This window comes from Streptomyces sp. NPDC025273, from assembly GCF_040638585.1.
Classification (GTDB): domain Bacteria; phylum Actinomycetota; class Actinomycetes; order Streptomycetales; family Streptomycetaceae; genus Streptomyces; species Streptomyces cinereorectus.
On the sequence record NZ_JBEZYP010000031.1, the window covers coordinates 14,531 to 40,892 of the forward strand.

23 protein-coding genes are annotated in these 26,362 nt (G+C 69.2%); 2 read left to right on the forward strand and 21 right to left on the reverse strand.

Annotated elements, in window-relative coordinates; translation table 11 throughout:
• Window positions 1-24: 24 nt before the first annotated feature.
• The 20 genes from AB0F38_RS30410 to AB0F38_RS30505 form a co-directional block, all read right to left on the reverse strand.
• Window positions 25-906, reverse strand: coding sequence for a type II secretion system F family protein (locus AB0F38_RS30410; protein ID WP_361900308.1), 882 nt, complete (start codon window positions 904-906; stop codon window positions 25-27).
• A complete protein-coding gene (locus AB0F38_RS30415; RefSeq protein WP_361900311.1) occupies window positions 903-1,835 on the reverse strand; it encodes a type II secretion system F family protein in 933 nt (310 codons plus the stop codon). Before AB0F38_RS30415 ends, AB0F38_RS30410 begins: the two co-directional genes overlap by 4 nt.
• On the reverse strand, window positions 1,835-3,205 hold the full coding sequence (locus tag AB0F38_RS30420) for a CpaF/VirB11 family protein (protein WP_361900314.1): 1,371 nt from the start codon (window positions 3,203-3,205) through the stop codon (window positions 1,835-1,837). The genes AB0F38_RS30415 and AB0F38_RS30420 overlap by 1 nt, the downstream gene beginning before the upstream one ends.
• A 148-nt stretch (window positions 3,206-3,353) precedes the next feature.
• A complete protein-coding gene (locus AB0F38_RS30425) occupies window positions 3,354-4,166 on the reverse strand; it encodes a hypothetical protein (RefSeq protein WP_361900317.1) in 813 nt (270 codons plus the stop codon).
• On the reverse strand, window positions 4,166-4,879 hold the full coding sequence (locus tag AB0F38_RS30430; RefSeq protein ID WP_361900320.1) for an SAF domain-containing protein: 714 nt from the start codon (window positions 4,877-4,879) through the stop codon (window positions 4,166-4,168). The genes AB0F38_RS30425 and AB0F38_RS30430 overlap by 1 nt, the downstream gene beginning before the upstream one ends.
• 84 nt (window positions 4,880-4,963) lie before the next feature.
• Complete coding sequence (locus tag AB0F38_RS30435; protein WP_361900323.1) at window positions 4,964-5,857, reverse strand: ATP/GTP-binding protein; 894 nt, start codon at window positions 5,855-5,857, stop codon at window positions 4,964-4,966.
• Window positions 5,851-6,216, reverse strand: a complete 366-nt coding sequence (locus tag AB0F38_RS30440; RefSeq protein ID WP_361900326.1) for a secreted protein/lipoprotein — start codon at window positions 6,214-6,216, stop codon at window positions 5,851-5,853. Before AB0F38_RS30440 ends, AB0F38_RS30435 begins: the two co-directional genes overlap by 7 nt.
• A gap of 631 nt (window positions 6,217-6,847) precedes the next feature.
• On the reverse strand, window positions 6,848-8,326 hold the full coding sequence (locus AB0F38_RS30445) for a hypothetical protein (protein ID WP_361900329.1): 1,479 nt from the start codon (window positions 8,324-8,326) through the stop codon (window positions 6,848-6,850).
• Window positions 8,326-9,276: a replication-relaxation family protein gene (locus AB0F38_RS30450; RefSeq protein WP_361900332.1), complete on the reverse strand. Its 951-nt coding sequence runs from the start codon at window positions 9,274-9,276 to the stop codon at window positions 8,326-8,328. Before AB0F38_RS30450 ends, AB0F38_RS30445 begins: the two co-directional genes overlap by 1 nt.
• The gene (locus tag AB0F38_RS30455) at window positions 9,273-11,897 is read right to left on the reverse strand and encodes an ATP/GTP-binding protein (protein ID WP_361900335.1); all 2,625 of its coding nucleotides are present in this window, start codon (window positions 11,895-11,897) and stop codon (window positions 9,273-9,275) included. Before AB0F38_RS30455 ends, AB0F38_RS30450 begins: the two co-directional genes overlap by 4 nt.
• 389 nt (window positions 11,898-12,286) lie before the next feature.
• Entirely contained in the window at window positions 12,287-12,946 is a 660-nt protein-coding gene (locus AB0F38_RS30460; protein WP_361900338.1) for a hypothetical protein, read from the reverse strand.
• Complete coding sequence (locus AB0F38_RS30465; protein ID WP_361900340.1) at window positions 12,943-13,914, reverse strand: NlpC/P60 family protein; 972 nt, start codon at window positions 13,912-13,914, stop codon at window positions 12,943-12,945. The genes AB0F38_RS30460 and AB0F38_RS30465 overlap by 4 nt, the downstream gene beginning before the upstream one ends.
• Before the next feature lie 155 nt (window positions 13,915-14,069).
• A complete protein-coding gene (locus AB0F38_RS30470; RefSeq protein WP_361900343.1) occupies window positions 14,070-16,667 on the reverse strand; it encodes a hypothetical protein in 2,598 nt (865 codons plus the stop codon).
• Window positions 16,664-16,855, reverse strand: a complete 192-nt coding sequence (locus AB0F38_RS30475; RefSeq protein ID WP_361900346.1) for a hypothetical protein — start codon at window positions 16,853-16,855, stop codon at window positions 16,664-16,666. Before AB0F38_RS30475 ends, AB0F38_RS30470 begins: the two co-directional genes overlap by 4 nt.
• On the reverse strand, window positions 16,842-19,466 hold the full coding sequence (locus tag AB0F38_RS30480) for an ATP-binding protein (protein ID WP_361900349.1): 2,625 nt from the start codon (window positions 19,464-19,466) through the stop codon (window positions 16,842-16,844). Before AB0F38_RS30480 ends, AB0F38_RS30475 begins: the two co-directional genes overlap by 14 nt.
• Window positions 19,466-20,053, reverse strand: a complete 588-nt coding sequence (locus AB0F38_RS30485) for a hypothetical protein (RefSeq protein ID WP_361900352.1) — start codon at window positions 20,051-20,053, stop codon at window positions 19,466-19,468. Before AB0F38_RS30485 ends, AB0F38_RS30480 begins: the two co-directional genes overlap by 1 nt.
• On the reverse strand, window positions 20,050-20,364 hold the full coding sequence (locus tag AB0F38_RS30490; RefSeq protein ID WP_361900355.1) for a hypothetical protein: 315 nt from the start codon (window positions 20,362-20,364) through the stop codon (window positions 20,050-20,052). Before AB0F38_RS30490 ends, AB0F38_RS30485 begins: the two co-directional genes overlap by 4 nt.
• Complete coding sequence (locus AB0F38_RS30495) at window positions 20,361-21,155, reverse strand: conjugal transfer protein (protein ID WP_361900358.1); 795 nt, start codon at window positions 21,153-21,155, stop codon at window positions 20,361-20,363. The genes AB0F38_RS30490 and AB0F38_RS30495 overlap by 4 nt, the downstream gene beginning before the upstream one ends.
• Before the next feature lie 1,059 nt (window positions 21,156-22,214).
• The gene (locus tag AB0F38_RS30500) at window positions 22,215-22,817 is read right to left on the reverse strand and encodes a hypothetical protein (protein WP_361900361.1); all 603 of its coding nucleotides are present in this window, start codon (window positions 22,815-22,817) and stop codon (window positions 22,215-22,217) included.
• 341 nt (window positions 22,818-23,158) lie between these two features.
• Entirely contained in the window at window positions 23,159-24,292 is a 1,134-nt protein-coding gene (locus AB0F38_RS30505; protein WP_361900364.1) for a hypothetical protein, read from the reverse strand.
• 245 nt (window positions 24,293-24,537) lie between these two features.
• On the opposite strand from AB0F38_RS30505, the gene AB0F38_RS30510 reads away from it, so the two are divergent.
• Both AB0F38_RS30510 and AB0F38_RS30515 read left to right on the forward strand, forming a co-directional pair.
• Entirely contained in the window at window positions 24,538-24,699 is a 162-nt protein-coding gene (locus tag AB0F38_RS30510; RefSeq protein ID WP_361900367.1) for a hypothetical protein, read from the forward strand.
• Between the two features lie 394 nt (window positions 24,700-25,093).
• The gene (locus AB0F38_RS30515; RefSeq protein WP_329830338.1) at window positions 25,094-25,246 is read left to right on the forward strand and encodes a hypothetical protein; all 153 of its coding nucleotides are present in this window, start codon (window positions 25,094-25,096) and stop codon (window positions 25,244-25,246) included.
• A 100-nt stretch (window positions 25,247-25,346) separates the two neighbouring features.
• On the opposite strand, the gene AB0F38_RS30520 is transcribed toward AB0F38_RS30515, so the two are convergent.
• Window positions 25,347-26,138 (reverse strand): DNA cytosine methyltransferase, encoded by a 792-nt coding sequence (locus tag AB0F38_RS30520; protein ID WP_361900370.1) that lies wholly within the window; start codon window positions 26,136-26,138, stop codon window positions 25,347-25,349.
• Window positions 26,139-26,362 lie beyond the last annotated feature (224 nt).

A 26,362-nucleotide genomic window follows, 5' to 3' on the forward strand; every position in this document is an offset into this window, starting at 1 on the left:
ACGATGTCTCCTTCGTGCGTACGTTCAGGTGTTGAGGATGCGGATGACCGCGGGGAAGGCGATGAGGAGCATGACCAGCACTGCGAGCAGGGCTCCGGGGGCGGTCATCTTCTCGCTGTCGGCGTTGGCCTCGGTGGCCTGGCCGGACAGCAGCTCGGTGCGCAGGTTCTTCGAGCGGGAGCGCAGCGTCGCGTAGACAGACGCCCCGTCATCCGAGGACTGGCGCATGATGGCCGCCAAGTCGTCCAGGACCGGCAGGTCGAGTTCCTGGGTGAGCCGTTCCAGGGATTCCCAGTGGGGCACCTTGTCGACCCGTGAGCGGGCCAGCGCCTCCTGGATCCGTACGAACGCCCACCCCTGGCCTACCTGGGCGGCCTGTTCCATCGCCTGTTCCGCGCTGGTGTTGCTGGCCCGGCGCAAGGCGACGAGATCGAGGTAGGCGGCCATGGCGTGCGCGAACTCTTCCCGCGCACGGCGTGCCTGGTCGCGCAGGGCGAGATCGGGGGCGAACCACAGGATTGCGCCGAACAGCAGCCCGACGCCGACGGGCAGGTAGAACGGCATATGCAGCAGCAGGAACGGCAAAGTGGCCAACGGCGGAAGCAACAGGCCTCCGGCGCCCAAGGCGACCTTGGTCAGCATGAACCTGCTCGGGCTCTGCCCGACCAGCGCCAGATTCCGGTACGGGACTCGCACCCCAGGTACTCGTCCCACGTGGTCGAGGAGCCAGGCGCCCCACCGCTCGTCGCGGTCCGCGCTGGACAGCTCCGGCCGCGGGGGCGTCGGGTGGTTCAGTCGCTGCAGCGCGGGCCCCAGAGCGGGGGCGGGGCGGGCGAGCTCTTTGATGAGCAGGGCCACCCCGGCGCCGACCGTGCAGCCGGCGAGGACTGCGCCGACGGGAATCACAGGGCCTCCTGAAGAACGGGGGTCTCGCCGGGTGCCGGGGGCGGTAGGACGGTGACGCGGCTGCGCGGGTCGGCGACCAGGAAGCGGGGGACCGGCTTGGTGTCGGCCAGCGACCGCATCCACGCCAGGACCGCGACGAAGCCCACGACGAGCAGACCAAGAACCAGCTGGCCCAGCACGGTGCCGTAGGGGGCGGTGTAGCTCGGCACGAGCATGCCGACACCGATCACACCGAGGGTGATGATGGTCATCCACCGCACGGTGGTGCGGGGCTTGGCCCGGTCCGACTCGATCGACCGGCGCTTCGCGACCTCTTCATGTACGGATTCGGCGAGGTCGTCCAGCGCCTGGGCCAGGCCCGGGCCGCGGTCGGCGGCAGACAGGATCAGAGCGGCGACGACCTTGTCGGCGGTCACGTCGTCCAGCGCGTCACCGAACTCACGCAGCGCGTCCGTCGACCTCCACCCGACCTGAAGCCGGTCCACGAGATCACCGACCTCGTCCTCGATCGCCTCCGGTGCACCCTTGCGGGACAGCTTCAGCGCCTCGTCCAGGCCGCGGCCGAGCCGCAGCACGTTGCTCAGGCGCTGCGTCCAGTCACCCAGCGCCTCCAGCTTCCCGATCCGCCCCACGGCGCCCTTCGTCGGCGCCAGCAGCCACGGCACCCCCACCGCCGCCAGCATCACCAGAACACCCAGCACGAAAACCCCGGTAAGCAGCCACAACAGCCCGCCCACAACTGCACCAGCGACCAGCATGTTCCGGCGGCGTGCTCGCGCGTCCTGATCGGCGTATCCGGTCCGTGCTCGCAGCCGGGCCGCCACAGAGGGGCCCTTGGGCCGGGTCGTGCCGACGATCCCGGCGACCAGGCCGACGATTCCGCCGGCCAGGGCGAGGCCGGCCAGCACCCACAGCAGGAGTGCACCCATCAGGACACCTCCCGGATCTTGAGCGGCAGGACCGTGGGCCAGGTGCCACGGGGTGCGTTCAGCAGGTCGGAGTCGAATCCGACGCGGCGCAGGTCGTTGATGCACCTGGGGTGCATCAACGGCACGGCCCGGGGCTCGTCCCACTCCGGGCGTGGCCCGAAGATCGTGTTCGTATCCGGGCGCCCGCCTTCACCGATACCCGTCACCTCCACGACGTGGGAGAGGAACCGGTGGCGGTGTCCGGCGATCTTCGTCTCGTCGATCGAGTTCACGAAGACGATGAAATGCAGCCCGTTCGCGGCCTGACGGTAGGCCAGCTGCTCGGACATGTTCGCCTGGGCCAGCAGATAGAGCTCGGCGATCCGGTCGAAGACGACACTCGGGTGGATGGCGTGCAGAGTGCAGAGGTTGCCGCCCTGCCCGTTCGTCATCGCCTGCAGCATCGCCACGATCTCCGGACCGCGGACCTCACCGACCACGATCCGGGCCAGCGACATCCTCAGCGCCCTGTACATCAGGTCCATCAGCGAGATCTCGCCTGCACCATGTCCATCGACGCGCTCACCGTTGGACTGGCGCGCCTCCATCGGCACGACCTGACGGTGGAACCCGTTCTCGTGGGCGAACAGCTCGAACTCCGTCTCGAGCGTGGCGAATCGCTCGTCGGGGTCGATCTCCTTCAACAACGCGCGCAGCAGCGTCGTCTTGCCGGCGGCCTGCCCGCCGACGATCATCACGTTCTTCTCCGCGCGGACGCACGCCCGAAGGAACTGCTCCAGCGTCGTGTCCAGCATCCCGCCCTGCACCAGGTCATCCAGATTCGCGTGCCGCATGCCATGGCGGCGGATCGTGACGTAAGTGCCCGGGGTCACGTCGATGATGGCCTGCAGCCGCGACCCGTCGGCCAGACGCAGCGCGAGGAACGGATCCGCGGTGGAAAGGCTGCGCTCGCTCTGCCCAGTCGTACGCCGGGCCAGATCCCGCAGCAGCTCGCGCAGCTCCTCATCCGAGTCCGCGACCGGAGCCACCTGGACCCGCCGCCCATCGGTGAAGTCCAGCCACACGTACCGGTAGCCGTTGATCAGGATGTTCTCGACCCGCGCGTTGTCCAGATGCACCTGCAGACGCCCGGCCCGGAACTGCAGGTCGAACACCGCCTGCGAGATCGCCGCGTCCTCGGCCGGCGTCGTGGACAACCCACGCTTCACCGCCTCGGCATCCGACCAGATCGCCACCTGCTCATTGATCAGAGCCCGCCCCCGCTGCTCCTGCGCCGCCGGAGACATACCCGGCTCGGCCCGAAGAAGCGCGGTCAGCCGTTCCCCGACCTCCTTCTTGATCAGCCGAACGGCCTCGTAGTCGACGGCCACCCCCGGCCGAGCAGGGGAAGCAGCGCCAGTACCTGACCCGCCCTGCGCTGGTGTGCGGGGCTCACTTTGTGCGGGGTGGGGACGGGCCTGGCTCTGGGCCGCGATCCGCTCGTCGAACGGCGTGACCTGAGGGTTGTGGTAGATGGGGTTAGCGCGCACCAGCCACCACCCGGCCGCTCTGTCCGGGAGGTCCCAGGCGTGCCCTGCGAGTGGCGACCATCCCGAGGACCTTCTCCGTCGTGGTGCGAGCGCCACGCATGAGCTCACTGGACTCGAACTTCCGCGGCTGGCTCGCCCCGTCGGACAGCACCGCGGCCTCGGCAGGCCGCCACGGCAGCGTCGCCACCACGTCGGTCTTCAGATGCTTCTGAACCTCCTCCTTGGAGAAAGAGCCACGGCCCACCAGCAGCAGACCGATCTCCGGCGCGTTACCGACCTGCTCCCGCAGCGCCGTCAACCGCACCTCGGCGCTCTGCAAGCTGCGCAACGTGTTCTGGGCAACCATCAGGACGACATCGGCGCGCTGCGCCAGGACGCCGGAGGGGCCGAACGCTCCGCGGCGGCCCAGGTCGACGAGGACGTCGTGCTGGTGTTCCTCGACCCCGGCGAACAGGTGGGCCAGCTGGTCCCACACCGGCCCCATGGACGATGCGTGCGCCGGGTCGTAGAGGCCGGGCAGAACAAGACGGTCACGGGTCCCGGCATCGGTCACATCGACCAGTTGCCGCCAGAAGGCCTCACCCAACTGGTTCTGACGACCAGCCAGCGCGAGGTTCCGCATGCCATGTGTATTGCTGAGCGTGCCCTGCAACGCTCCGGGCAGGATCGCGCCGCCGTCGGGGTCGCATTCGGCGAGCACCACCCGGTGCCCCGTTTCCAGCGGCCACGTCAGCAGCAGCGCCATCGCCGCCGTAGTAACTCCCGGCGCACCGAGTCCGCCGGCCAGCGCGATGACAGCCATCAGCTGCCGCCCCGGGCATCGACGATCACCGCGACGTTCCCGGTCGCGACCCGGGCAGCGAGTGCCGGGCCGTCCTTCACAGGCACCGCGACGTCCACAACTACGTTGCCGGTACCGACGGCCGGGGAGCCGACAGCGACGACGGAGGCGGCCACCGTCTGCGGCTTCGCCTCCAGACCGCTCTCCTTGGCGGTTTCCATCGCGTCGGCGTCCGGGGTGCTCACGACGAGGACCTTCTGGCCCGGTGACAAGCGAGTGGCAGGAATCTGGGACGGCTTCAGGCTCACTCCGACCAACTGCTGACCGGGCCCGACCAGGGACTTGTCCGTTACCTGGGCCGGGGTCAGCAGCGAACCGGCCCGCAGGTCGACAGCTGCCCGCTGCCCCACGAGCCCAGCAGCCTTCGAGGCCTTCACGGACTTCACCGCAGGGTCCAGCGCGACCGACGCCTCGGCGAGATCCGCCTTGGTCAGCTTCGTGCCCACGGGAACGTCGCGGGTCACGACGAGTACCGGGGTGCGCTGGCCCGACGCGGAGTACAGCACGGCGCCGGACAGACCTCCCACCGCGATCAAGGCGACGGACAGGGCGATGAGCCCGGGCCGGCGCCGGCGCTGCTTGACCATGCGCGGGGCCGCGACCGGCTGGGGGCGCCCCTGGCCTGACTCTTGCGCGCCGGGGCCGGGCGCGGGGATGGTGGTGCTCTTGCTCACGATCTGCTGCCTCCTGGGACACGCAGGAACTCAAGGGGAATGGCGAGGAAGCCGAGACGAGTGGCGGCTGACGCCTGCGCTGGGCTAGTTGACGACCTGGACCTCTGCGACGGTGATGTCGATGTCGCTGTCGCGGACCTCGGTGAGCTGGCCGGAGGTACCGCCGCCGGTCCAGTTGATCGTCCACGTGGACGTCGCGGTGACGTGATACTTCCCAGACGGCTGGGTCGACGACGGACGCGTGTAGAGGTGCCCGCAGTCCGGTGACCGTTCCGCGCCGTAGGACTTCTTGTACGGTGTTCCGGCCGTCGTGCACACGACGGTCTTGCCGTCACCCATCGTCCATACGATCTTGCTGACCTTCGCCACCGCGGAGACTGTGACGGCACCGGCCGTAGCGCTGGCCGTGTTCGGCCCGTACGTCTCGGGGCCGGTAGCGGTCCACATGTACACCGGCATACCGATCACACCCGTACCACCCGGCTTCGGAGTGATACCGATCTCCGGCCCCTGCAGCAGCATTTTGTCCACGGCCTGCCGCGCCAGCTCGGCCGGGTCGACGGCCGCCGGCTGATTCGCGGCCCAGAAGACTCGTCCGACGACTGAGTCTGTGGCGGCCCCGCCGGAAGCCTCGGCACACGGAGCGACGTAGATCGCCCCATCCCCCGGCTTGTGCCCCTCCCACAGGTCACTGCCGGCGGCCGGCTGCGGATCCAACTTGCGGATCGTGCAGTCCCGGCCCGGAATCGTGCTTACGCCCTCGCTCGGCGCCTCGCCGGAATCGCCTTGCGGATCGACCTGTGAGCCTCCGCCAGTGCTGCCTGGTTTCCCAGGAGTGCTGGCATCGACGCAGACGAACTTGCCACAGAGGGCGGCTCCTCCTCCTGGGCCGTCGGCAACTGCCTGACCAGCGAGTGCGTACCCGGCCAGAAGCAGTGCCGCGCCCACCGAAACCGTTGATCTGTGCCCGGTCAGCATGCCTTCTCCTGCGGCTTGTCGTCGATGACCACCCAGCCCTGGGGCCACTTCTCAAGCGTGGAAGTGATGACGTACTTCGTCAGGCGTGTGGACGGCAACGGTGCAGGCTTCTTGGTGTCGGCCTTGACGACCTGCCACTTCGAGATGTCGAGGCAGCTGGTGAGGACAACCTTGGGTACCTCGCGGCTGATATCGGAGGCCGTCACGGTGGAGTCGACCACAGAGACGCTGCCGATGATCAGGGCACCCTTCTTATGCATCTGCTGCGCGTCGTCCTCGGCGTTGACCAGTGCCAGCCCGGACGCCACCTTCTTCAGCCGATCGCTCTTGCTGTTGATGTCCGCGTAGAGCTGCTCCATCTCCCGCCAGTACTGCCCATAGGCAGCGACTGCGGCTGATTCAGCGGCCTGCGTAGGGTCAGCGGGTGGCGATGGCGCACTCGCAGTGGCGGCAGGGCTCGGCGCCTTGTCAGGCTTCGCGTCCTCATCTGGATCGGAGCTACATCCGGCTACGGCGGTCAGCGCACATGCGGCCAGCACCAGGGTTGCCGACCTGAGGTGGTTTCGCTTGCGAAGATTCGAGCTGCTTCGCCGTCCTGTCCGCGTCACTACGTCTCCCATGCATATGCCTACAAGTGGTGCGACCTGTGCTGAGTCTGCGGTGGCAGGTGATCGCCTTCGAAACCAACTTGGCAGTCTAAATCGGTACCTTACGCAAAGTTGTCTCAACAACCCAGCCTGTTAGGGACGTTGGAAATCGCCATAAGGCCCCCGTAGCTGCCTATTTCAGCGCAGTCTGCGAAGGAATTCATACGCCTGTTCCCTCCGTTGCGGCCAACACCCCTGTTGACCAGCACCTATCCAGTCAGTTAGTCGATTCGTCGGCAACGAGGCCGAAAGAGGTGATCCGCAGTTGCCGGGCTGTCGGCGAGGAACCGTCCGTCCGGTCTTGTTTGATCGGTGACGCTGCCGGGACGGCCCGCTGGCTGGCTCATCGCTGGGCGCCGTGTCCGTACGCGGCGAGTTCCTCCGGGGTGCCCCACGCGCCGGCGATCCGGGCACGCAGCCTGGCCGTGGCGGCGTCTTCCCCGTCCTGCGGGTCCGTTCCGTGGTGCAGCGGAAGGGTGTCCGCCTCGGCGTCCCATCGGGCTGCCGCCCTCTCCGCCGCCTCCTGGGCTTCCTGTGCGTCGATGACGCAGCCCGAACACAGTGGGCCGCCGCCTGCGGGGATCGGCTGCCGGCACGAGGGCTCCTCGCAGTCCTTGAGCCGCCCCGCGCGACCTCCAGTTGCCCGTGAAGCCTCGGGTGGGGCGATGCCACCCGGCGGGCCTGCCAGGCCCTTACGTCGCGCCCTGGCCGCCCTCTGGTCGGCGATACGGACCTCGCACAGACGGCACTCGACACCGGTGATGACGTCGCGGCCGTTCTCGCACCGGGCGTCAGCACACGCGTAGCGGTCACCCCGCCGCAGCGGCCGCACCATCGCGACTGCAGCACCCACCGGGCTGCTCAGCTTCCCGGCAGCATGCTTGGCGGCGTACCCGTGGTGGATCCACCGGTACTGGATCCGCTCACCGAGCTGCTCGACGGTGCGCCCGTCGGTGCGCATCGCGGACAGGATCGCCGAGGACACCCGGGGGAGCTCCGGCAGGACCTCCAGGAGCTCCGGCGGGTAGAAGGCGCGCACCGACCGCACCGTGGCCAGTTCCGCCGCGGTGTGCCTCGCCTCCCGACCGCCACCGGCCCGCCCGTCCCTGCGCCGGCCGGGGCCTGCTTCGTTCGGGTCGGGTCGAGGGGGCGTCGTTGTGGACGCGGCGGAGCCGCTTTGAGGCTCACGCGCGCTACTACCTGAGGTTGAAGTCCTGACGGACGTCCCACCGCTACGCGGCGCAGCCGCATCCTTCTTGTTCTTGTTGGTCTTCTTAGAAGTAGTGGTCTTCTTATGTAGGCGATTTCCCAATGTTGGCTCACCCTGTTTAGGGAAACCGCATTTAGGCTCTGACCTGCTGGTTTGTTCCGCGGGTACCTGTGTGCGGTTTCCGCATCCTGGCTCTGACCTGCGGGTTTGCTCCCCGGCCCCGGGGCCCTGGTCGAGAGGGTCGAAGCCGGGGTCGAAGGTGAGGATCAGGCCCTGCGGCATGTCGGTGATGAAGTACTCGGCTTCGCCGAGCTGACCGAGGCCGTTGCGCTTCCGCTCGCGCTGGAGGTACCCGAAGCCGATCAGCTCCTTCAGCCCGGAGCCCACGGCCGCGACACCGTCGGTGGAGAACGAGGCGATGGCGGCCTGGCTCACCCCGAAGCCGTCCCGGTGCGTGCTGATCAGCCCGAAGATGCCCTTGGCCTTGAACGACAGGCGACGGTCCCGGAAGAGGGCGTTGTGGATCTGCGTGAACTGGGCCTGGAAGGCATCAGCGGCCATCGGCCCGCGCCGGATGCTCCCTCCGAACCGCCGCGGTGGCTGCGCCGCCATCAGAGCTCCATCCACGACCGGCGCTCGGCCGCCCCGGACAGCGGCGTCCACACCGGCGCGGACGGACCATGTTCCTCCAGGTCCTCCAGCACGGCCGCCCCGAGCGGAACCTTGGCGGCCAACGTCGCGACGAGCGGATGTTCACTGGTCATGGCCCGCAGGTCCTCGGTGCGCTGCTGCAGCGTCCGCGGGGAAGCGCCGGTGAGGATGAACAGGATCCGGGGGAAACGCGGGTAGAACCGCTGCCAGGCGAGCATCGCGGCCTGGTCCCCGACCAGACCCCGCCGCCCGACGGGCTGAGGGGTGTAGTCGTGGAACCGGGCGTAGGAGATCAGCTTGCTCGCCAGGCGCTCCGAACTCATCGTGGCTCGGTCGATCTCCACGAACGCCCGGAACTGCAGCCTGCGTGGCGAGGACGCCGTGTAGTGCATCACCGCGTCCGCGATCAGCCGGTCCTCACCACCGGTGTCCGGCAACCGGTGCGCGACCTCCGGAACCCAGTCCAACGGCCCGTACTCATCGCCCCGGGCACCCGCGTCATCGAGGAACGTCAGGTGCGCCCGGATACCGGCCAGGGAGTGCGGAGCCCGCAGCCGGGCCTCGGTCGCATTGCCCGGCGGCACCACGCTCCGGCCCCGGAGCTCCGGCCACAGCGTCGCCACCTGCGCCCCGCGCGGGGAGAGGAACCACAGCCGGGCCCTGTGGGCTCGGGGAAGAACAGAGAAGTTGATCAATTTGTCGGCCAGCAGGCCACTCAGCATCCGCGACGTCACCGATCGTGCGTTCGGTGACAGCATCTGGTGCAGCTGCGGGGTGGTGACGACGCGGAGCTGGGCGAGCAAGGCCATCGCCCGGTGCGCCGCGGTCTCCTCGGTGGCGTGCTGCGGCTTTACGGCCGACGCCTCTGCCGAGCAGGCAGTGTCTTCGGTGTTCTCGATGTTGCTGTTCATCGGTACTGCTCCCGTTCGGTTGTGGCGGATTCGGTGGTGTCGTGGCTGGATTGAGAGAGGAAGCCGCGAACGGTTTTTTCGTGTGTGGTGGCGGCTTCGGTGAGCACGGCGAGTGGTTTGGCTCCGGTGTTGGTGTGGGCGGCGCACAGCAGTGCGCGGACCTTGTCGCGTTTGGCGAGTGGTCTGAAGACTTCGCTCAGTTCCGGTCCGCGGATCAGCAGGGGGCCGACGCGCCTGCCGGCGACAGTGAAGGAAGCCCAGTGGCGGTAGCGGTCAAGCTCGGCGGCATCCTCGGGGCTGACCTGGTCGCCCCACTCGTTGGTGATGTGGCGAACAGCTTCGACCGAGCCGGCCGTTGTGGACAGGCAGGAGGCGTTCTGCAGCAGCGCTGTCCGAACATCCGCGCTGAGCCTGTGCAGGAGCTGGGTCATGCCGTGCATCCGGACCCCGAACTTGCGCAGCTGCTCGGTGATCTCCGCCAGTGAGGTGGACGCGGAGCCGTCGAGGGAGATGAGCTCGTCCAGGTAGAGGCGGAACGGTGCCCGGTGGCGCTCGGGCAGGTCACGCCGGGAGAGGCCGGCGCGCAGCATGTCGCGTACGAGTAGGGACACGACGAGGCGGTCGGTGGGTCCGGTGCCGGCTGGGCAGATCCAGACCACGTTGGATTCGTCCATCGCGCGGCGGATGTCGTAGCTGCCGACCGGCTGGCCGAGGAAGGCCTTGATGACGGGGGAGGAGGCGAGGCGGTCCAGGGGGTTGAGGACGGTGGGCAGGGCGTCCTTGGGGATCTCGGTGAACGACGTCGTCCACCATGCGGCTGTTTCCGTGTCGAGGCCGTTGACGACGAGTTGTCTGAAGGTCGGGTCGGTCAGCAGCGGCCGGATCTGGAAGATGGTGGCCTGGCACTGCGGGGCGTTGTGGTCGACGGCTTTGCTGTTCACTGCGACCAGGGCCTCGATCGCCTTGGTCAGGATCGTGATGGCGCGCGGGGCACTCGCGTCTCCCCAGCCGAGGCTGGTCGCGAACGCGTCGACCATCGCCGCTGTCACCTCGTGTGCGGCCCGCCCGCCGGTCATGCTCAACGGGTTCCAGCACGCCAGCTTGTCCTCATCCCGGCGCACCGTCAGGTCGAACAACCACGTCCGGCCCATGATCTCCGGATGCGCGAGGTAGGGGGCAACGGTCTTCCAGGAGTCGCTGTGCGGGTCGACGAACGCCAGCCCCCGCCCGCCGTGGGCACTCGCGACGGCCTGGCACAGAGCGCGCATGGTCTTGCCCCATCCGGCCTTGCCGACCTGCACCTCGAACAGGGTGTCGTCCTCCCGGGTCGCGACCAGCCGCTCCCGCCCGTCCGGCCCCCGGTACCAGCCCTGCGGGACCAGCCCCTGCTGCAGCTCCTCCGGGTCGAACGTCGGGATGTCCGTGGCCAGCAGCGGCAACCGGGCGTGGACGGTCGGCGGCTTCAGGAACCCGGCGAGCTCCTCCACCCGCGCCCACGAATTGCGCCCGGGCCGGATCAGGCCGGTCCTCCATTGCTCGTCGAACCGGTCCCGCCACGGCCACCGGTCCGGCCCGAAGCGCACCGGGCCCAGCGACCAGCCGGTCGACGACAGCCGGGCCCGGGCGGCGTAGACATCCAACGCTGCCTCGATGTGCCGCAGCCGGCGCTCGGCCCGGCCCACCACGTCGGACGAACACCGCACCAGCAGCTGTACTCGCACCAGCCCGGCATCCTCGGCCAACTTGCCGAGCACCTTGTCCCGATCGACTCGCGGCGGCCGCGGCGCCATCAGCAGGCTCCGCCCCGACCCCGCACGCTGCTCGTGGGGCATGGTCAGCTTCGTGACCTGCCATGCCAGGGCATCCTCCATCGTCGCGGCGTCCTGCGTCATCCACCGGGCCTCCCGGCGCGACTCACGCCGCGCGTGATGCCGCGCCCTGTCAACGACCTGCCACCGCCTGGCCCGCAGACGCCACTTCGACGCCGGCGACAGATCCAGACACACCTCCGCCAGATCGCCCAGATCCGCACGCAGATCGGCGACCGCATCAATCAGCGGCTGCAACGGATCCGGCTCCAGCGGAACGTCCCGCAGCCGCGACCCCGGAGCGCCGTGCAGAGCGAACACCGCCCGCACCGTGTGCTCCGGCGACTTGCGTCTGCCGCGTAGCTGACGGACCGGCTCCGAGCGCACTCGGGCGTACGGGGTCTGCAGCAGCAGATGCCGCGCCGAAGCCGGAGCCTCGACCCGGTACGACAACGGCTTGCTCCCATCGGCCCGCAGCCGAACCCGCACCGCCCGCGCAGACCGCGGAGCCCACCACGGACCCGCACCAGCCGCCCGGATCAACTGCGCACCGAACCGGCCGATCTCCTCGCTCGTCGTCTCGAACTGACGCGAGGGCACCAGCTCCACACACGTCCGCCGCTCCAGAGCCGCCGCCGACAGCCGCCGCTCCACAACCACCCAGGCACCCCCCGCGATGGCGCCGACCAGGCCCAGCAGCCACGCGTACTCGTAGGTCCAGTTCACCCACGACCAGGCCAGCGAACCGAGGAACGTCAGGACGTCCCACGCCGCACTCGGGGCGGAGGCGAGCGTCACCGCACGGACGGGCATGAGGCTCCTCCGCGTGTGCCGGCGGACAGAGCGGCGCCGGTCGGCCGGGCCGGGCCTGACGTACGGTCGGGCCACTGAGAGGGCTGGAATGACATGCGGGACTCCACGGAGCGAGAGGCGATCAGGTCTTGTCCTCAAGGAACCCGGGCCCGCTCACCGAATCGCTCACCACAGCCACCCGGTTGAAATCACGGTTGGGAAACGCCTGCGGCGGTGAGTTCCTGAGCCAGGCACGGCGGTGCCCCCTGCAACTCACCACGCCTGGTCAGGGCCCCTTTCTCCGAGAATTCGTGTGTTGCGCGATGCCTCCGGGCGGCGGGCGCGCAGAGCCTTTGGCAGTGAACTCACCACGGCGTTCACTCGTCACTCACCACGACGGAGGTCCTTCGTCACCGCACGGGAGTCCACGTCCCTTCCTGGCGTGTGAATCGGAGGGTGGCGGTGCGGCCGTCCAGGAACGTGCCCGACGGGTCGGCTCCCGCCCATACGAGGTGGACCACCGCGTCGGTCTGGTGCTTGGTGTCGCGGCGGGCGATCAGCCCCTGGATCCGGACCCGGGAGTACCCGCTCGTCATACCGGGATCGGGGAAGTAGCCGGGCCACGTCGTCCGGTCAGCACCGGTGATCTCGGCCAGCCACACGGCCCGCCCCAGCGTGGTCAGCCGCTGCTCGTCGGCCGGCGCAAGGTCGGCAGGGACAGCGCGTTCCAGCGCAGCCTGGATCAGCGGGTCAGCGCGAGGTCCTGCCCCCGGCTCCGGCAGGACCTCCTCCGGGGCCGGTGCCGACGGCGACGCGGAGCCATGCACCGGCTCGGCCGGGCCCTTCGCGACCGGTGGCCCCGCGTCGGCCGCAGGCTCATTGGCGGGAGTGGTCGGGTCCGGCGTCTCGGGGGCCGGAGCAGAGGAAGTAAGAGCTGTTGGTGTGGACCCGTCGCTCGTACTCGTGGGCATCGCGTAGACGACCAGGGCGCAGCCGGTCGCGGCCAGCAGGCCGGCCACCGCGATCAGGACACGGCCCCGGCTGCTGCTTGAAGGCGATGGGGAGGTCACAGGATTCGTGCTCCTCCGGCGAAGTCGGACATGGAGCTCACGGAGTCGATCCGGACGTTGGTCCCCGGCCGGGGTGCGTTGATCATCTGGCCGTTTCCGAGGTAGATCCCGACGTGGTGGATGGTGCTGTCCCGGGTGGGGATGTAGCCGTAGAACACGAGGTCGCCGGGCTTGAGCGCGCCGACCCCGGCAGAAGCGGGGATCCGGGTACCGACACCGGCCTGGGCGGCGGCGAGGCGTGGCAGTTTCACCCCGGCCTGCGCGAACGCGTACAGGGCCAGACCTGAACAGTCGAAGCCGTTGACGGTCCGGCCGTCCTGCCCGCCAGGAGAACAGCACACCCCGCGCGAGCGCCCTTTGGCGTTGCCACCTCCCCAGGAGTACGGAACCCCCTTCTGCGCGAGGGCCGCGGACAGGACGGTTCTCACGTCGCCGGTGGCCTGCCCGATCTCACCGGCCCCGGCGGAGGCTTCGTCGTATCGGTGGATCCAGCTGAGGACGTCGGCCACGTAGGCGTCGCTGTGGTTGTAGACGAAAATCGCCTTCCTCAGCTGGTCTTCGTCCTTGAGGTTCCGCCCTTCCCCACAGAGGTAGGCGGCGGCTCCCAGCGCTGCGTCGTCCGCGTTGTGCGGGTCGGTGACACCGTCCTCGTTCGAGTCCTGGCCATAGCCGCGGAACGTCTGAGGCAGGAACTGGAACGGGCCCACCGCCCGCTCGTACACCGGGTCGCCGTCCCATTCACCGCCGTCGGTGTCGGGGAACACGCTGGTGTTCCCGCCGACACCCGATCCGTTCAGGGCAGGGCCAAGGATGCGCGGGCTGATGTCCCCGGCCGCGCTGACGCTGTGCCCGATCGCGTGGTTGGACTCGATGCGGGCGATCCCGGCGAGGATCTGCCACCGCATGCCACGACACTGGGGCACCACGTCCTTCACCCCGATGACCGCGTTCTTGTACGCGGCGAGCATCCGATCGGGAATCCCTGGGGCCGACCCCCCGATGTCCTCCCCCTGCGCCCCGCTCATGCTCGTGGCCGCCGAAATCCTCGAGACCATCGGCGCGACACAGCTCACCGCACACACCAGGAGCAGCACACCGAGACATCCGGCCTTCCGCCAGGCCTTCACTCCGGATCACCGCCCCAGGACGGGTCGTTGTCCCAGCCGGTGCGCTGCGCCCGCATGAGGGCGTCGAACACGCGGCGGCGGGCGTCGATCGCGGGGTCTTCCTGACGTGCGGTCGACGTCTCGCCTCCGCCCGGTCCAGTCCGGTCCGGTGACGGCCTGGACGTGGGGCCGGTGGCGATGATCGCCCCGGCGGCTGCGTTGCGGACACCGGTGCGTACCGCGGTCGGCGGGTCGTAGGCCTGCCACGTGGCGGCGGCACGCTGGGAGACGTGGTCGATGCGCGCGGCGGTGGCCCGGCCGGCAGACGCCCATTCACCGGCATCCTCGCGGACCTGGTTGGCCGCGACCCGCAGTTGGATCTGTGCGTCCTGCGTGTACTCCGATGCCCTGCCCGCGCCCGTCCTGATGTGCCGGGGTGCGCCGACGGTGGCCCCGTACCCGATGCGGGCGGTGCGGCTGGCGATCCGGTACCCGCGGAATCGCATGGCGCGCCGGTGGATACGGGGTCCGAGCAGCGGTCGGTCCGATGTCGGGTCGTGCAGGATTTCGCCGGTCGTCCTGTTCACGGTCATGCCGCCGGCTCCGTCCGTGCCGCCGGGGCCGCCTGCTCCGCCGCCCGGCCTTCCGGGGGCGCCAGGCCCGCCCGGGCCGGGGTGCTGGCCGTGGGCGATGTGCCGCAGGAGCCGTACGGACTCGTCTTCTTCCTGCGGGCGGCGGCCGATCAGGGCCCCGTAGGCGCCGCGCAGGGCCAGGCGTCCTCCGGCCAGGCCGAGCATCATGGGTGCCATGCCGCGGCGGCCTTCGGCTGCTGCTTCTCCGAGCAGCCGCCCGCCGTCGATGGGCATGCCCGCCCCGTCGGCCATCGCGGCCACCGTGTTCAGCAGTCCGTGCCGCATGCCCAGAAGACGCGGGGCTGCGGACATGCCGCCCAGCAGACCGCCCCCCGTACCACCGCCTTGCCCACCTGAGTGCATGGCGAGCGCGGCACCGAGCTCCGACGTGTCACCGGGCAGGTGTGAGCCGCCGATCTTCGCGTACCGCATCCGCATGGCCATGCGGTTGCCGAAGGAGGTCACCCCGGCCAGGAGTCGGCGGTGCAGGGCGAGTCCGACCAGGGCCAGGATGTCCAGGAGCAGGATCCGTTCGATCATCAGGTCGGGGCCGTCGGTGAGGATCGCGTCCATGGCGATCCCGAAGAACGGGATGACCATGCAGATCGCGAAGGTGGACAGCATGCTGATCGCGAAGACGGCCATCCACTTCCACACGGCCTGCCGGCTCGGCCCGGGCAGCATCCCCAGGACGAACGCGACGACGCCCGCGGCCGCGGCGGCGACGTCGGCGGCCTGGGTGCCCAGCAGCACGATGACCGCGGACAGCAGCATCGCGCAGATCAGCAGGGCGGCGATCAGCAGCAGGACGGCGCCGCCGGCCCGCCACCACGTGGGCTTCTTCGCGTACTCGGCGCACGCTTTGCCGACCGGGCCAGCCTTCTCCAGGTCCTCCAGCGCGGCCGCGAGCTGCTGGTCCTCCTCGGTCAGGACCGGGCTGGCCGTCTCCAGCAGCGAGTTGCCCGGGGTAAGTGGCGGCAGCACACCCTCACGGCTGTGCCCCTCGCTCTCGCAGTAGTCCTTGGCCATCCCGTCGACGTCCGCACACGGGTTGTCCTTGTCAGCGGCGGCGAGGTACCCGCCGCTGACCAGACGCAGATGGATGGCGTACGCCTTCTTGTCGGAGGCCTTCGCCGGGTCCAGGATCCGCCCGTACTGCAGGAGCATGTACGGCTTGACGACCAGCGCGTTGGTCACGGACTCCTGAATGGGCCGGGCCACTTCGGTCGAGGAGACCGGCTTCTCCTTCTCACGCTCGATACACCGCAGCTCGGCCGTCCCGGACAGGCCGGAGCACGGATGCGTACTCGCGATCTTCCCGCCCCAGGAATAGGAGTTCACCGTCAGCTGCGCGACCTCCGCCGCGGCCTCCTGCGTCGCCACCAAGGGGCCTTGCTCGGCCAGCAGGTAGTCCGGGCGGACGAATGCCGACGCGGCGAGCGCGGCGATGACCAGGGTGAGCACGATCTCGCCCAGCCCCTTGCCCACCTTGCCGCGCATCATCATGACCAGCCCGAACACGAACGCCCAGCCCAGCAGCAACCCCTTGAGGCCGAGGGTGTCGACGACCGCACTCTCGTAGGAGTCGGACACCTTCTGTGCAGGGGCGGACAGCATCCGCAGCAGCGGGAAGCGGAAGGCGAACTCCACGGCCCAGCAGGCCAGCCCGACGAACACCCGGATGATCGTGAACACACCGCTCAGGACGAACGCCAGGGCCTGCGACTTCAGGGACACGATCGAACCGCCGTTCGCGGACAGTTCGTACCCGTCGATCGGGATCCCCTCGGAGGTACGGATATTCAGCGGGGCCAGCAGGTCCGCGGAGTCGTTACCGCCGGTGGCGGCATGCGCGACCGACCCGTTCACCACCAGGAACACCACGACCAGCACGCAGACGTACGCGGCCTGGTGCAGCGTGCCGCGATCGGGTACCCACCGACGCACGCGGCCCGCACAGCGGAGGGCTGTCGCAGAGGTCATCGCCCGTCCTCCGGCTGCGCGGGGCAGTACGCGAGGGCGGGGACGAAGACCTGTAGGCACGCCTGTTCCGCCAGTACCTGCTGCCGGACGGTCTCGGCGAGAGAGGGCAGGGAGGGGCCGAAGAGGCCCAGGAGCGCGGCACCCAGAAGGAAGAGCAGTGCCAGCCGGTCGGCACTAGACGTCCGCATGGGTGGCCTCCTCGAGGAGCACGCTGGATGCGCCGGTGGGCTTCGCCGCGGTGGGGGTGGTGTAGATGGCGTCCTCGATGCGGGGGACCGGGGGCACGTGGACCTTGATCCGACCGACCTGCATGCGTGGGTCGCGCAGCAGCATTTCGCCCTCGCGTCCTTTCTGGCCGACCGGTGACAGGCCGGTGGTGACCAGGCGCACCAGGTCCTCGTCCTCGCTGTTCAGCCCCAGGAATGCCAGCCCTTTGCGGGCCCGGGCCTGGTCGCTGGTGCGGGCCAGGGCCTTGTACGCGAGGAGCCCCGCGTCCTTGCCGAGTTCGTCGGCGTCGTGGGCGGCCAGGATGCAGCCGGCCCCGTGCTTGCGGCCGTCGTGCAGGATCTCGTGAACCAGAGCGCTGCCCTCGGCACTGCTGGTCAGCCAGTACGCCTCGTCCATCGCGACGGTGCAGAACCGCGACGGGTCACTGAACGCGGCCTGCCGAGCGATGGCCGCGATCAGATACAGCACCGCCCGGCCGATCAGCGCCTCCAGCGGCTGCTGTCGCAGCACCTCCATGTCGGCGAACGCCTCCCGCGGCGGAAGGGTGAGCCCGGTGGTGGTCATGACGACCATGTCGGCGCTGAGATCGCCGTCCAGCGTCACCGGCGGAAGGTCCGGGTCGAAGACCATCCCGGCCAGTGGGTTCGAGCTGACGATGGCCAGGAGCTCGGACATGGTGGTCGCCGCGTCCCGGCGGCTGGAACCCGCCGAGCTCTTCTTCGCCAGCACCCCCAGTGCTCGGAGCACCGAGGCCATGGACGGATCCGGGCCGGCGGCGGCCTCTTCGACCGCGTGGTGCAGGACCGCACCGGAGGCGGACATCGGTCCGACACCGAGCTGCAGCGTGAGGTAGGACAGGGCGTAGTGCGCGCCGACCGGACCGCCGAACACCCGCAGCGGGTCGATGGACAGCTGCGCCTTCGCCGCGTCGATGACCTCGCACCGGCCCACGGCTGCGGACCGGGCGAACGTCGCCCACTCCCGGATCGGGGTGCGGTCGATGACGATGGCCCGCCCGCCCCGGTCGGCAACGGCGGACACGAGGAGCTTCTCCAGCACGCTCTTGCCGCCGCCGAGGTCACCGACGATGCCCATCGACGCGCTCGCGTTGCGCTGCGGGGCGTCCGCGAGGTTGATCAGGACCGGGCGGATCGTCCCGCAGTCCAGATCGACGCCGACCATCATTCCGCTCGGATCCCCGACCTGCGTGTTCGTGAACGCACCACCAGCGGCCCAGTCCTCCGACAGCTGATGCTGCGTGAACTCCTTTACCCCGGCCGGCCGTACCGACCCGGGCAGCCCGAGAGCGAAAAGGGCTTCCTGCATGCCGTGCGGGCGCACCGCCCGGTAGTCCCCACCCGACAGCAGAGCGACCAGTGCCCGGGCCCGGGCGTCGCACACTGCTGAGTCCGCCCCCCACACGGTCAGGACGGTGACGGACTGGACCTCGACCTCAACACTCGACCGCGACAACCGGGCATCCTGCTCGGCCAGATCCCCGGCCGCATCCGGCAGGGAGTGCGGCATCCCCGTGGGCTGGGCCCCGTACTGCTCGGCCTGGTCCAGCAGCTCCTTCTTCTTCCGCCGCACCTGCTCACGAGCACGCTCGGAAGGAACCACCTGCATGTCGACGGTGAAGTCGACCGGGAAGTCCAGCGACTCCAGCTGCGCGAGGAGATCCGCGGACTCCAACGCCTGTACGGCGGGGAACTCAGCCAGCGCGAGGTGCGCCTGGTAGCCGGTCCCGGCCTCGCACTCCACCTGCAGCCACCGCCGCGCCAACGGCGAAGCACCATCTCTACGCCACCACGCCGCACCACCCGGCTTGGAGCGGCCGCCCTTCCCGTCCTTCCGGTTCTCGCTCTCTGCTGCGGCGGGCCGGCCGCCTTCGGTGATGCGGACCTGGCCCAGGTCGGCGTAGGAGGGGGAGCGGAGCGCGCTGCCGGCGAGACGGCTGCCGTAGAGATCGGACTCCTCGGCGTCGGCGAGCAGCGGCTCCTCCAGCCCTCGGTGGACCGCGTGTTGGACCATCCACACGATTTCCGCGGGGCGGGCCGGACGCAGCGACAGACCACCACCGAGCGCGGACTGCACCCGCTGCGCGCGCTCGGTGAACTCGGCGACCTCGTCCGCGCCGACCGGGACCGGCGCGAGACCGAGCGCACCGGACAGCTCCGACCACATCGCCGACCCGTTCGCGGCCAAGTCGAACCGACGCCCCGGCGAAACCAGCGGCACCGCCAGCCACAGAGTCCGCCGGTGCATCTCCTGACCGGCCAGCAGATCCAGAGCGGCCGCCGTCGTCTCCGCCCATGGGGGCAGGTGCTGCCAGTCGACGCCTTCGACCATCTGCTCGGCGACCTCACCCGGATCCACCCGCGCCGCGAAACCGAACAGACGCGGCGCGCCGGCCAGTGACCGCACTAGGGACGTGACGCGGCTCAAGATCTCGTCGCGCACCTGGGGTGCCACATATCGGCCGCCGACCGGGGCGACCCGCCAGACCGCCCATACGGTCCCCGACGTCGACCACACGAGGTGCCCGGCGATGTGCCGGAACGGGATTCGCATCAGGACCTCCCCGCCATCTGCGCACCGGACAGGAGCCCGGCCAGACCAGTTGCCGGCACCGGCCGCGCCTGAGGCACCGGCCGGGCGGTTGGGACGACGCGCGTCGGCCGCTCGCGCTTCGCCTTCGTGCGACGCCTTGCCGCAGGGGCGGGCGCAGGCGCGGGCGCGAGGTCAGCGACCTCAGCCGGTGCGGGCTCTGGTGCCTGCTCGATGACGAACGTGCCGGAGAGCATGGTGGTCTGCCGGTCGCGGGCCACACGGCCACGGATCCGTCCTGCCGGGTGGCGGGCAAGCAGCGTCAGCCAGCCCAGCGCGGCGGTGAGCGGCGACCGACCGCTGATCTTCGCTCCGCGTACCGCCCACACGGCGACCAGCCACAGCACCACCGGCACCGGGCCCATCCACGACCACCAGGAGAACGTCTTCACCAGCAGCAGGGCGCCGCCACCGAGCACCGCGAGCTGCGCGGGCGTGTAGGGGCCGAACCAGATGACCCAGTCGCCGAGCTTGCCCAGTACCCACGGGTGCCGGCGGGCCGCGGTGTAGACCCGGGCAACCCGCTGCCGTTCCGGCTTCGCGGCGCTCACAGCACACCATCCGGCGCCGGAGTCTTCTCGTCGACCACGAGGGTCACCGCGGGCAGCGAATTGGCGGGGTTGTTGACCTCGTCCTCGAAGATGCTCGCCAGCGAGTTGCGCGAGTTGTAGATGCCCAGCGCGAGCACCAAGCCGATCAGGGCTCCGATTCCCGCCTTCAGACTGACCTTGCGCACGACGGTGATGACGACGATGGCGATCAGTGCGACCTTCAGGCCCTGGTCGCCCCAGTCCTCCAGGGTGTCCAGCCAGGAGTCACCCAGTGCATCGAGCTTCCCGGCCAGCACGAGGGAGCGGCTCACTGCTCCTCACCCCCCGCCGCGGCGGAGGCCTTCGCGGACGACGACGTCGCCGTCGGGTCGGCTCCGGCGTGCAGGGCGGTGACTTCCCACCGGCCGGAGCGTGCGGTCATGGTCAGCTCGTAGGCCAGCGGCCACTTCTGCGTCTTCGCCACCACGGCATCGACGCGCGCCTGGACGCGGACCTTCGTGCCGTCCTTGGGCACCGGCCCGCCGGCGGCCTCGGTGTCGGCGAACGCCTCCTCGACGACCACCGCCGAATACCCGGAACCGGCAACCGCCGCCAGCTCCGTGCCGGGCGACAGGTAACGGCCGACTTCACCGACTCCGGCCAGATAGGCGCTGAAGAACTCGCCCAGCGACGCGACGACCTCACCATCGGCCGGAAGCTGGTTCTCGAACCTCGAGCCCTTCGCCGCCGCCGGCACCACGGCAGGCCCGGCGATCTGCGCCGGGGCAGCGGTGACTGCGAACGCCCCCGCCCCCGTCGCGGAACTCGACGCGGACACCGGAACGGCGAAATACTTCACGACCCGCGACGCCTGCGCCCCACTCCCCGCTTCGGCGTTGTCGTCACGGACAGTGAACTGCGCGGCCACCACCACCGACCACGCCTCACCCGCCACCCGCTCACTGCGCACCGCCACCACGCTCTGCACCGACTGCGCAACCGCCCCGCCGGCACGGGAGGGAAGGACCACGTCCGGAGCGAGCGTCTTCACCGCACGGGCCGTCACACTGTCGGGCACGGCGTCGTCACTGCGCAGCCACAGATCGCAGAACAGGGCGGCCACACCGGCAGGATCCGCACTGCGCACCGGGACCGAAGCAGCCGCCTTGGGCTGCGCAGTCGAGGCGGCGGTACGGGGCATTGCGCACACGACGATCAGCGCAACAGGCCCGGCCGCGAGCGCAGTCCAGGCCCCGATCCGGGCCAGGGACACACGTCGCTTCGCCTCCCGCAGAGAGCTCACGTGCGGCCCGGACGGGCGCAGCGGCGGCGAGGAAGACGCCCCCGCGGGGGCGGGCCTTCGAGGGGTTCCTACGGTCATGCCAGAGCTCCAGGAGGAAGAAGCGGTCGGTCTTGCCTCCAAGGAACCCGGCACCACTCACCGGAACGCTCACCACGACAACCCGGTTGAAATCACGGTTCGGGAACACCCCTGGTGGTGAGTTTTCGCAGCCCGTGGTGAGTAGCGTCCGCCACTCACCACGCCTGGTCAGAGCCCACTTGCTCAGGCCGGCGGGCCTGAACATGCGGCGGGCTCGGGGACCGGCCGATCGCAAAACTCACTACGGCATGACGGCGAAACTCACTGGGCCTCAACGGGGCAGGATGAAAACTCACTAACGCCCTGACGGGGCGAGAGGAAAACTCACTGCCAACGGGCGGCCACTCACCACGGGCCGCGGGAAAACTCACCACGGGTGGCGGACTACTCACTGCGGCGTCAGCTCTTCTGAAATGGTGCGGCGTAGGCGAGAGGATCCTCGCCTACGCCCGCTGCTCAGGAAGCGCAATGTCTGCGGGCAACGCCCAGGGCCTGTCCGCGCATTCAGCCGGCACCTCATCAATCGCGGCGAAGCGGCTGCGCACTGCGCATTGCGCGGCCAGGTCGGACGCCACGGCGCAAGTAGCTCCAAACTCCAGCAGGCGCAGAGCGCAGACTGCGCACTGCTAGGTTCCGCGATGCGCGGCATCCGTGCCCAGTCCTGGGCGTCGCGCACTTCGGGAGGAGAGCCACAACGGTGCAGGATGCGCACGGGCCACCCGCGTACCTCACCCATGGCGGTGTTACGGACAGTGATGGTCTGGCGTGAGTGGCAGCAGGCGGGACTGGTCCAGGGAGTGGCTACGCGGTCGCGCTGCGGAGCTCGCTGAGCAGCCGTGCGGCCTGCCGCTCTGTGATGCTCTCGGCTGCGGCGACTTCAGCCGTGGTCAGCTTGGGGCCCGTCTTCAGCAGCATCTGGCGCACACGTTCCTTGCGTGCGTCAGCGCGAGCCAGCCGGGGATCAGCCGCGCGGTCACGGGGCTTGGTGTCCTTGCTGCCCTTGGGGCGTCCGCCGCCGGCCCGCTCTCCCGGACGGTTGGCGTCCCACTCCAGAATGGTGCTGCGCTTCCAGTGGGGTACGCCGCACACGTTCTGATCGGGGCTGGGGGCGAAGTCATGGGCGACGTAAGCGGCCCATGCCGACGGCTTGATGACGTTCCGCAGCTGAAGTCGGGCCTCTTCCCGGTCCAGCAGGTCATCGGGCGAGTCCGTCTCGGGGATCTCGGGAATCTCCCGGCCGGTGAGGTGGGCCTCTACCTGCTCGAAGTCCCAGATGCGGGTCTGCGCCCCCGAGCGGCTGATGGGCGGGGGCAGCGTCTTGGCCACGGCGGGGAGCAGCTTCTTGCGGTCCAGGCGCTTGGCTACGTCTGCGGAGCCCATGGGGGTGCGGCCGGCACGGATCATGTCAGTCTCCTTCTGCGGCCAATGCTGCATTGGCCTGTGGGCGGATCGGGTTTGGGAGTGCGCTGCGACCAACGGCGCGACATAAAAAACTGTACAGTATCTATAGCGAAATGGTTAACCGGCCACCCCGTCAGCTCTCGGGCACGGGCAGAGAGTCCTGGGGCCCGGAGCTGTCCCCGGGCGTGGTGGGCCTGGCTCTGTAGACGAGAACGGGAGTCGTTTGTCGATGGCTTCGGAAGTCACTGCGTATCCACGTCACTTGATCAATGTCGATGTGTTTGGGAGTCACTGACGGCCGAGCCGGCTGCCTATGGAAAGAGCAGCGGCGTGCGGTGTGCGCCTCACTCGTTGGTCGGTGGGTGACCGGCGAGGCGCACGGGATCGTGCTGCGCGCGCTTTGTGGCGGCAGTGTCTAGTGCCCGTTGCCGATGGGCGAGCGCGTTGTAGACCGTCTCTGCGGCATCCTTGGCGAGACCACCATCGGTTACCTGCCAGAGGTGCGGCTCGTAAGGCTGGCGGACGCGAGTCGGCTGGGAGAAGAGCAGCCTCATGAGTGGGTCGGTGCCCGCAATTTCGGCAACCTCTTCCGGTTCGGGTGCCTCGGCGTGGCGGATGAGACCGAACTCGAGGAGGCGTTGGCAGCCGTCCTCCCAGGCATCGTCACGCAGGCCGAAGATCTGCATGCGGGGCCGCGTGGTCAAGAAGACGCCCGACGTGTGGTGCTTCTTGGGCGCCCACTTGCTCATCATTCTCAGGATGAGCCAGGTGGCGACCTCGGAAGGATTGAGCACCTGAATCCAGCCCTTCAGGAAGAAGTCCTTGGGGAGCGTGATCGTCTTGGTGGCTGCCCATTGATAGGCGGGGACGGTGTAGAAGTCCGGGGTCTGCCTATCGCCCCGCCCGGCCTCCTCCATGAGCGAGAATTTCTCGTACAACCGCTGTCCGCGCGCCCCTCGAGGCATGGTGACCAGGGAGTCCTCCTGGCCGAGTTCTTCCAGAGTCCTCAGGGCTCCCTTGACTTGCTGAAGTCGCAGGGCCTCCAGCTTCCTTTTGCGCCACAGCTCCTCCATCCTCGCGCTGTTGAGTTCCGGGGGCATGTTCTCCAGCGCGGTGTCGTACGTACCCGACTTGGTGTCGTACGCACCGTCGATGGCAACGAGGGTGGACCACGATCCGCCCCCCTTCAGCGGGAGAACGTTCTTCCAGGGGTCTCCTGTGTCCAGTCGGCACTGCGCTTCGAAGGCTGCCAGCAGGTAGAAGCGCAGCGCAATTCCCCGCGGAAGGACCAGCTTGGTGAGCCTCGACCGATCCCCGTCGGCCCGCAACAGGGTGCTGCGCAGGACGATCCGGTCCGGCTCCTTCCCGGCCTTCCAGAATCCATCCAGGGCCTCAGAGGCATTCGTGACCGAACCGGTCTTCCGCATCTGCCGCAGCCGGCGCAGTCTGCGCTCGTTCGTCTTCTGTGCATCAGCCACGATCGCTCCAAAAACTGGTTAGCGTTTTTGATCCCGCTGTTTTGATCCGGGTAAAGGTGACCCTGTCACCCTTTACCCGGATCAAAACGTTGATCACGTCCTGACGAAGGCTCTTCCGGACCCCCTGAAGATGGATGTCAGGCCCGCTCAACGCGGGGGCGGCGGCACGTTGTTCGCACGGACGCGAACGGCCCCGGGTACCAGCCGGGGCCGCCTGCTCGAAGAACTCTTCAAGGAGAACAGTAGTGGCGGATTCTCAGAACCCCCAGCCCCTGCCGCAGCGCTGGGCGGTCATCCTGCTCGCCGGTGTCGTGGCGGGCGCGCTCGTCCTGAGCCTGGCAGGTGTGCTGCCGGGGCTCGGTGCCGCTGGCGCGACTGTGCTCGCACTGCACAAGGTCATGGCGTAGCGAAACGGTGGAGGGTGCAGCCAGCGCCCTCCACCGGCGCTGCCAGATGCCCCGGGCCGCCCTGTACCCAGCAGGGCAGCGGCCGAGTGCCTCCCGAACTCGGGAACATCGACTTGGCAGCCTTCGAGGTGCCTCCCGCGCTCTTCGACAAACGACTCCCGTTCTCGTGGACAAAGCCAGTGGGCCAGAGGTGATGGCGTGCTTGACCCGCTAACCGCCGCTTGAAGCAGTGTGTGGTGTGGCGCGGGCGTGGCGCTTCACTCGCCACACCGCCGTCTATTGAATGCGCCTGTTCCACCTGTTGCTCTGAACCCCAGACCTTCCCGCCGTCTGCGGGAACTACCCCTTCTGCGCCGGGCCTTGGTTCCGTGCGCTCACAACCGGAGACCACCCTGTGAATCAGCACCCTGTCGACACACAGCAGATCCTTCTCATGCTGCTCGCCGCAGCCGGCACGTTCTACGTTGCCGCGGCTCATCCCTCACTGACCGAACCGATCGTCGCGGCCGCCGCCATCGCCACCCTGGTCTGGGTGATCCGTCAGTGATATGCCGCCCCGCGCCCCGGCCGGGCGAGGCGGCGCAGTGCCCCGCTCCGAGACGATGGACTGCGGCTCGTCTCGGAGCGGGGCACGGCCCGTGGGCGGGTCAGTTCAGGCTGGGCAGAACACGCTGGGCGAGCCAGTGGGCGACGTTGACCGGGACGGCGTTTCCGACCTGGCGGGTCAGGTCGGCGGCGGTGGTGCCCTCGAAGACGTGTCCGTCGGGGAACCGCTGGGCCCGGGCCTTGGTGTGCAGGCTGATCATCTGGACTTCGCAGTCGTCGACGGTGCGCCCGGGCTTGACCAGCATGTGATGGTTGCCTTCGGCGGTGATCGCGCCGATCGGCTCGTCCAGGGACTGCACGGTGCAGTGGTTGCGCAGCACGACGAGGAAGGGCTGGCCGGAATACCGCTGCAGGCCGATGGCGACCTTGCGGCGGGTCTCCTGCGCGTAGGGGGTGAACTTCTTGCGGTCGCGGCGCCCTGCGCCGAAGCTTCGCCCGGGCATGGTCAGGTCGATGTGGTCACCGATGGCCAGCGTGACGGGCTCGACGCGACGCCCGCACCGCGTGTTGGGGCAGGCGTACCGGTACTGCTTGTCGTAGGTGCCTGCCTTGCGCACCCCGGGCTCGTCGAACCGTTTGGCCCACACCTGTACGCCCTGGACGGGGCCGCACTCGACGCACAGGCAGTCGGGCCGGACCTGGAGGTCGGGCAGCGGCAGCCCCTTGCGGGTGAAGACGAACAGGACCCGGTGGCGGTGCTGCGGGGCGGCCATGTTGCCGGGGCCGGAGATGTGGGCGGCGTCGACCGAGGCGATCTGGCCGTTGAAGCCCATCGCGTCCCAGACATTGGCCCACGCCTCGAACAGTGCCCACCGGGTCACGAAGTCGGGCACGTTCTCCCCGCAGACCATGTCGTAGTCGTGGACCTCGTTCGCACGGATGAGGTCCCAGGCGGTGGCCCGGGTCCGGGACCAGGCAGGGGCGGGAGCCCGGCCGTCGGCAGCAGGGGCCTGGCCGGTGACCAGGGCTCTTGCAAGATCGAATTGATCTTGTGAAGTGGCTGGTCGGCGGGGTGTGACCGAACGGGCTGAAGCTCCGTTGATGCGAGTGACCTAGC